7 protein-coding genes and 1 pseudogene are annotated in these 6,272 nt (G+C 61.4%); all 8 read right to left on the reverse strand.

The features are described from left to right. Positions 1-102: pseudogene (locus Q0M35_RS16325) on the reverse strand (ABC transporter ATP-binding protein); the annotation flags it as partial. Next, positions 95-1,078, reverse strand: coding sequence for a branched-chain amino acid ABC transporter permease (locus Q0M35_RS16330; protein WP_295317312.1), 984 nt, complete (start codon positions 1,076-1,078; stop codon positions 95-97). The pseudogene Q0M35_RS16325 and the gene Q0M35_RS16330, both read right to left, overlap by 8 nt. 1 nt (position 1,079) lies before the next feature. After that, entirely contained in the window at positions 1,080-1,997 is a 918-nt protein-coding gene (locus Q0M35_RS16335) for a branched-chain amino acid ABC transporter permease (protein ID WP_295317313.1), read from the reverse strand. Continuing rightward, positions 1,994-2,251 (reverse strand): hypothetical protein, encoded by a 258-nt coding sequence (locus Q0M35_RS16340; RefSeq protein ID WP_295317315.1) that lies wholly within the window; start codon positions 2,249-2,251, stop codon positions 1,994-1,996. Before Q0M35_RS16340 ends, Q0M35_RS16335 begins: the two co-directional genes overlap by 4 nt. Before the next feature lie 75 nt (positions 2,252-2,326). Then, on the reverse strand, positions 2,327-3,475 hold the full coding sequence (locus Q0M35_RS16345; RefSeq protein ID WP_295317323.1) for an ABC transporter substrate-binding protein: 1,149 nt from the start codon (positions 3,473-3,475) through the stop codon (positions 2,327-2,329). 74 nt (positions 3,476-3,549) lie between these two features. Then, positions 3,550-4,740 (reverse strand): kynureninase, encoded by a 1,191-nt coding sequence (gene kynU / locus Q0M35_RS16350; protein WP_295317327.1) that lies wholly within the window; start codon positions 4,738-4,740, stop codon positions 3,550-3,552. Beyond that, the gene (locus Q0M35_RS16355) at positions 4,741-5,571 is read right to left on the reverse strand and encodes a tryptophan 2,3-dioxygenase family protein (RefSeq protein ID WP_295317329.1); all 831 of its coding nucleotides are present in this window, start codon (positions 5,569-5,571) and stop codon (positions 4,741-4,743) included. Next, positions 5,568-6,272: AMP-binding protein (locus Q0M35_RS16360; RefSeq protein ID WP_295317331.1), on the reverse strand; the 705-nt coding region annotated here is incomplete at its 5' end. The genes Q0M35_RS16355 and Q0M35_RS16360, both read right to left, overlap by 4 nt.

The raw sequence follows: 6,272 nt of genomic DNA on the forward strand, positions 1-6,272 counted from the left end.
GTGGATCTCGCCGGGGCGCAGCGTCAGCGATACATCATCCGTGGCACAGAGCGCGCCAAAGGATTTGCGCAGACCCTTGATGCGCAGCAGCGGCTCAGTCATGCGCCACCTGCCGTCCCGCCAGCGCGCCAATCATGCCGCCGCGGGCAAAGAGCACGACCAGGAGCAACAGCAGGCCCAGGTACACGTGCCAGAAATCTGACAGTCCGCCGAGGATATGCTCCAGCAGAATAAAGAGTGCCGCCCCTGCAACCGGCCCGAATAGCCGCCCCACACCGCCGAGGATCACGAAGATCATGATCTCGCCCGACATGTGCCAGCTCAGCATCGTCGGACTCACAAAACGGTTGAGATCGGCAAAGAGCGCACCGGCAAGGGCTGTGACAGCGCCCGAAATCACAAAAGCCAGCAGCCGCAGACGGTAAGGCGACAGGCCCACCGTTTCTACCCGCTCGGGGTTCTGGCGGGCAGCAGAAAGCGCCAGACCAAAGGGCGACGCGGCAAACCGCCCGGCCCCCCAGAGCACCAGCGCCAGCACAACAAAGGTGATGGCGAAAAACTGGATCGGGTCGAGCGTGTTCAGCCCGGGAAAGCCGTTGCGCACATAGATCGACAGACCGTCCTCGCCGCCGTAGGCAGGCCAGGAAATCGCGAAGTAATAAAGCATCTGCCCGAAAGCGAGCGTGATCATAATGAAATAGACGCCAGAGGTGCGCAAAGAGAGCGCGCCGATGGCAAGGGCCGCCAGCGCGCCTGTGAGGACTGCGACAAGCCAGATCACCGGCATGCTTTTGGAACCTTCGATCAGCAACGGGCTTTCGAGGATCGGCGTGAAGGTCTGCGCGTGATGGGCGAGGATGCCCATTGCATAGCCGCCGATCCCGAAGAACGCCGCGTGCCCGAGACTCACGAGCCCGCCGAGACCCAGCGCGATGTTAAGCCCGACACCGGCGAGTGCGAGGATCGCCACCTTTGTGGTCAGTGTGATGATGAAAGGCTCGTCGAGCATCAGCGCCACCAGAGCCGTGACCGGCAGCATCGCAAAGAGCACCAGATTGATCAGGAAACCACGGGTCATATCAGGCGCTCCCGTAAAGCCCGGTGGGCTTAAAAAGCAATACCGCGGCCATGAGAATATAGATCGACATGGAGGCCAGCGAGGAGCCGACCGCCGTGGCCGCTGCAGGTTCCATGAAGGTGGCAAAGACCCCGGGCAGCAGCACGCCCCCCAGCGTATCGGTAAGACCCACCAGCAGCGCACCCACGAGCGCGCCGCGAATGGAACCGATACCGCCGATGACGATGACCACGAACGCAAGGATCAGCACCGGCTCGCCCATACCGACCTGCACCGACTGGATCGCGCCCACAAGCGCACCGGCCAGCCCCGCAAGCCCCGCGCCAAGGGCAAAGACAAGGGTATAGAGTTTTGAGATATCAACGCCGAGGGCCGCGATCATCTCGCGGTCGCTTTCACCTGCGCGGATGCGGATGCCGATGCGGGTGCGTGCAATGAGCTGAAAGAGGCCCAGAGCGATGAGCAGTCCCACGCCGATGATCACCAGCCGGTAGAGTGGATATTCGATGCCGCCCGGCAGGGTCACCGGGCCCGATAAAGCCGGCGGAATGTCGAGAAAAAGCGGAAAAGAGCCAAAGAGCCAGCGCGTGCCTTCGGAAAAAATGAGGATCAGCGCAAAGGTGGCCAGCACCTGATCGAGATGGTCGCGGTCATAAAGCCTGCGGATAACCACCAGCTCGACGATGGCGCCGGCGGCAGCAGCGGCCACCAGGCTCGCGATCAGGGCCAGGACGAATGAACCCGTCGCACCGGCGACTGCAGCCGCAGCGAAAGCACCGATCATATAGAGCGATCCATGGGCGAGGTTGATCAGCCCCATGACGCCGAAGATCAGCGTCAGCCCCGCGGCCATCAGGAACAGCATCACGCCGAACTGAAGCCCGTTCAGCACCTGTTCTATCAGCAGAATGGTTGTCATATCAGATCTGCACCACAAGACCGCTGTAGCCGCTGTTCCACGTCGGGAAGAAGGCCGTAGCCTCCCCTGCCGCGTGCAAGCGCGCCGGTTGTGATAAGCCGGGCCGGGCGGCGCCCGTCGCCATGGATCAGCGCGCGGGTATCGTCTTTAAGCGCGCGCGCGGTCCTCCCCGAAACTGCGGTCAGAACAATGCCGGCGGCAGGCCAGTCGCGGGCAACGTCAGTCAGCCTGTCGGGAGTGCTGATGGGCAGCATGAGAGCGATGGCCTCTGGTCGGGAAAGGGTCATGGCGAAACGGGGCGGCGCAACGCTGCACCGCCCGCGAAATCGTCAGTAGCTGCACTCGGCGGCATAAGCGTCACCATGGTCGGTGAGGCTCGCGCCAATGATCTTGTTGGTGAAGACGTCACCTTCCTTGATCACTTCACGCACGTAAAAATCTTGGATCGGGTGCTGGTTGGACCCGAAGCGGAAATTTCCGCGCACAGAGGCGAAATCGGCCTCTGCCAGAGCTGCCCGGAAAGCATCGGGATCGGTCACGCTGGCCTTATCCATCGCGCTCAGAAGCAGGTTTGCGGTATCATAGCCCTGGCTTGCGTAAAGCGACGGCAGGCGACCGTACTCGGCCTGAAATGCCTCGACAAAAGTTTTGTTGGCTTCGTTGTCGATGTCCTTGTTCCACTGGCTGGTGTTTTTCACACCCAGAGCGGCCTCACCAACGGCCTGCAGGATGCCCTGATCAAAGCTGAAAGCGGGGCCGATCACCGGCAGATCAACGCCTGAACCCGCGTATTGTTTGAGGAACGAAATCCCCATGCCACCGGGCAGGAAGAAAAACACTGAATCGGCACCCGAGGCGCGGATCTGAGCAATCTCGGCCGCGTAATCGGTCTGGCCGAGCTTGGTGTAAATCTCGCCGGCAAGCTCACCTTCATACATGCGCTTGTAGCCGGTCAGTGCGTCCTGACCCGCGGGATAGTTGGGCGCGAGGATAAAGCTGTTGGCGTAGCCCGCGTCATTGGCATAGGCACCGGCCGCCTCATGCAGGTTGTCGTTCTGCCATGCCACGTTGAAATAGAGCGGATGACAGCCCTTGCCGGCAAGTGCCGAGGGGCCCGCATTTGGCGAGAGGTAAAATTTTCCCTGTGCCGTCGCCGCGGGCACCACGGCCATGGCGAGATTGGACCAGATAATGCCGGTCATTACATCAACTTTCTCGGACTGGATCATCTTGTCGGCGAGCTGTACCGCGATCTCCGGCTTGCGCTGGTCGTCCTCGATAACGACTTCCAGATTGTCATTACCGGCCATCTTTGTGGCCAGCATAAAGCCGTCACGCACGTCGATGCCAAGGCCCGCACCGCCGCCCGAGAGCGTGGTGATCATGCCGACCTTTACTTTGGCCGCGTGACCATCGGCAAACCCGGCTGTCCCGAAGACGGCAAGCCCTGCCGCGAGGATCAGTGATTTCAGTTTCATATCAGGTATCTCCCTTGTGTGTGAGGCACTTAGCGGCCCCCTGTGATACGCCGGTGGTCCGGCTTGTGGTTGATCTATGTGACCCGGTTGCGGATTTTGAATTCGGACCGGTCCCAGAGCCGATCATGCATGACCCGCGCGATGCGCGCCACCGCTTCGTCGATGTCACCCGCATCAAGATAAAGCGGCGTAAAACCGAACCGCATGATATCGGGCGCGCGGAAATCGCCGATCACATTGTGATGGATCAGCGCCTGCATCGCCGCATAGCCCTGTTCGAACCGGAACGAGACCTGGCTGCCGCGCCTGGCACTGTCACGCGGGCTCGCCAGCGTCAGGTGTGGCACCTCGCGTTCGACGCCTTCGATGAACCGCTCCTGCAACGCGATAGAAGCGGCCCGCACATCGGCCATGTCAACACCTTCCCAGGCCTTCATTGCAAACTCAAGCGTGGTCATTTGCAAAACCGGCGGGGTGCCGACCCGCATCCGCTCGATCCCGGCGCCCGGCTGATAATTCAGTTTGAATTCAAAGGGGTCGCGATGCCCGAGCCAGCCGCTGAGCGCGGGCTCGATGCTGTCTGCCAGATCAGAGCGCACGTAGATAAAAGCCGGCGCGCCCGGCCCTCCGTTGAGATATTTATAGGTGCAGCCCACGGCGAATTCGGCCTCCGACCCTGCAATATCCACCGGGATCGCACCGGCGGAATGCGCCAGATCCCAGATCATCACCGCCCCTGCGCCGTGTGCTTTGGCCGTGATCGCATTCATGTCATGCATCCGGCCCGTGCGGTAATCCACCTCCGTCAGCATCACCACGGCCACGGTCTCGTCAATGGCGTCGGCAACCGCGTCTGGCTCAACAGTGCGCAGTTCATAGCCGCGGTCCAGCGTCGAGATCAGCCCTTCAACCATGTAAAGGTCGGTCGGGAAGTTGCCGGTGTCCGACAGAATGACCCGCCGGTCAGGTCGCATTTTCAGCGCGGCCGCCACCGCCTGGTAAACCTTGACCGAAAGCGTATCGCCCATCACTACGGACCCTGCGGGCGCGCCGATGAGCCGGCCCACCATGTCACCCACCCGCGCAGGCTGCACCATCCAGCCCGCTGTATTCCAGCCGCGAATGAGCTGCACGCCCCATTCTTTATGCAGCATCTCTTCCAGCGCACCCGGCACGCCCACCGGCATCGGCCCCAGCGAATTACCGTCGAGATAGATCAACCCGTCCGGCATATGGAACAGGTCTTTACGCGTTACATCAGTCACTTACAGGGCCCCTCTGACGTGCCAAAGCTCCGGAAACAGCTCAACTTCCAGCATTTTGCGCAGATAGCCAACACCCGACGTGCCGCCGGTGCCGCGTTTGAACCCGATGATGCGCTCCACCGTGGTCACGTGGTTGAAGCGCCAGCGCCGGAAATAATCCTCCAGATCGACGAGCTTTTCAGCAAGTTCATATATTTCCCAATAAGTTGACGGCGAAAGATAAACCTTGTGCCATTGATCCTGCACGGCCTGTTGCGCGGTCCATGCCGTGTCCGACGGCGTACCGGCATGATCCCGATCCCCGAGCCTGTCGGCCAGCAGCGAAAGAGCAGTCTGATAAAGGCTCGGCTTTGACATCTCCGTACTGAGGGCTGCCATGGCCTGAGGCCGGTGCGCGTGCAGCTGCATCAGTTTTGCGTTCCGGTTGCCGAGTAGGAACTCGATCAGCCGGTACTGATGCGACTGAAACCCCGAGGAATTGCCCAGAGCGGGGCGAAAGGCGGTATATTCACTGGGCGTCATCGTACGCAGCACATCCCAGGAGCCGTTGAGCTGCTCGAAAATCCGCGCAACCCGGCTCAGCATTTTGAAGGCTGGTCGCAATTCTCCGCGCTGCATGGTTTCACGCGCGGCCTGCAACTCGTGAATGGCCAGCCGCATCCAGAGCTCGGAGGTCTGGTGCTGCACGATAAACAGCATCTCGTCATGCGCTTCCGAGCGCGGATGCTGGGCATTCAGAACCGGGTCGAGCTGCAGATAGTCGCCGTAGGACATATCGGCTGCAAAATCGAGTTTTGCGCCCTGTGCCGGGTCATCGCCCCCGGACCTCATGGTGTCTTTCTCAGAGCAAAGCGCTGGATCTTGCCTGTCGCCGTTTTGGGCAGCTCGGCGACAAAACGGATATCGCGCGGGTATTTATATGGTGCGATCTGCTCTTTGACATGGGCCTGCAATGCCTCGATGAGGTCCGGTCCGGGCTCTGCTCCCGCCGTGAGAACAACATGCGCCTGCACGATGCTGCCCCGTTCCGGATCCGGCGCGCCGACCACTGCGCATTCGGCCACCTGGGCGTGCGACATCAGTGCGGCCTCCACCTCCGGGCCGGCGATATTGTACCCCGATGAGATGATCATATCATCGTTGCGCGCGGCAAAATGCAGATAGCCGTCCTCGTCCATCGAAAAGCTGTCACCGGTGATGTTCCAGCCGTTGATCACATAATCTTTCTGCCGCGCGTCGGCGAGATACCGGCAACCGGTGGGTCCGCGGACCGCAAGGCGGCCCACGGTGCCGCGCGCGACGTCCGCGCCATCGGCATCCACCACCCTCGCCTCATAACCGCCGACCGGTTTGCCGGTGCAGGCCGCGCGGTGATCGTCAAAGCGGTTGGAGATAAAGATATGCAGCAGTTCCGTCGCCCCGATCCCGTCGAGCATCGGCTTGCCTGTCTGTTTCTGCCAGTCGTGATAGACCGGCGCGGGCAGTGTCTCGCCCGCCGAAACGGCCGCCCGCAGGCTGGAGAGGTCGGCGCC

Origin of the sequence: Roseobacter sp., from assembly GCF_024639605.1 — a bacterium.
Taxonomy (GTDB): Bacteria; Pseudomonadota; Alphaproteobacteria; order Rhodobacterales; family Rhodobacteraceae; genus Roseobacter.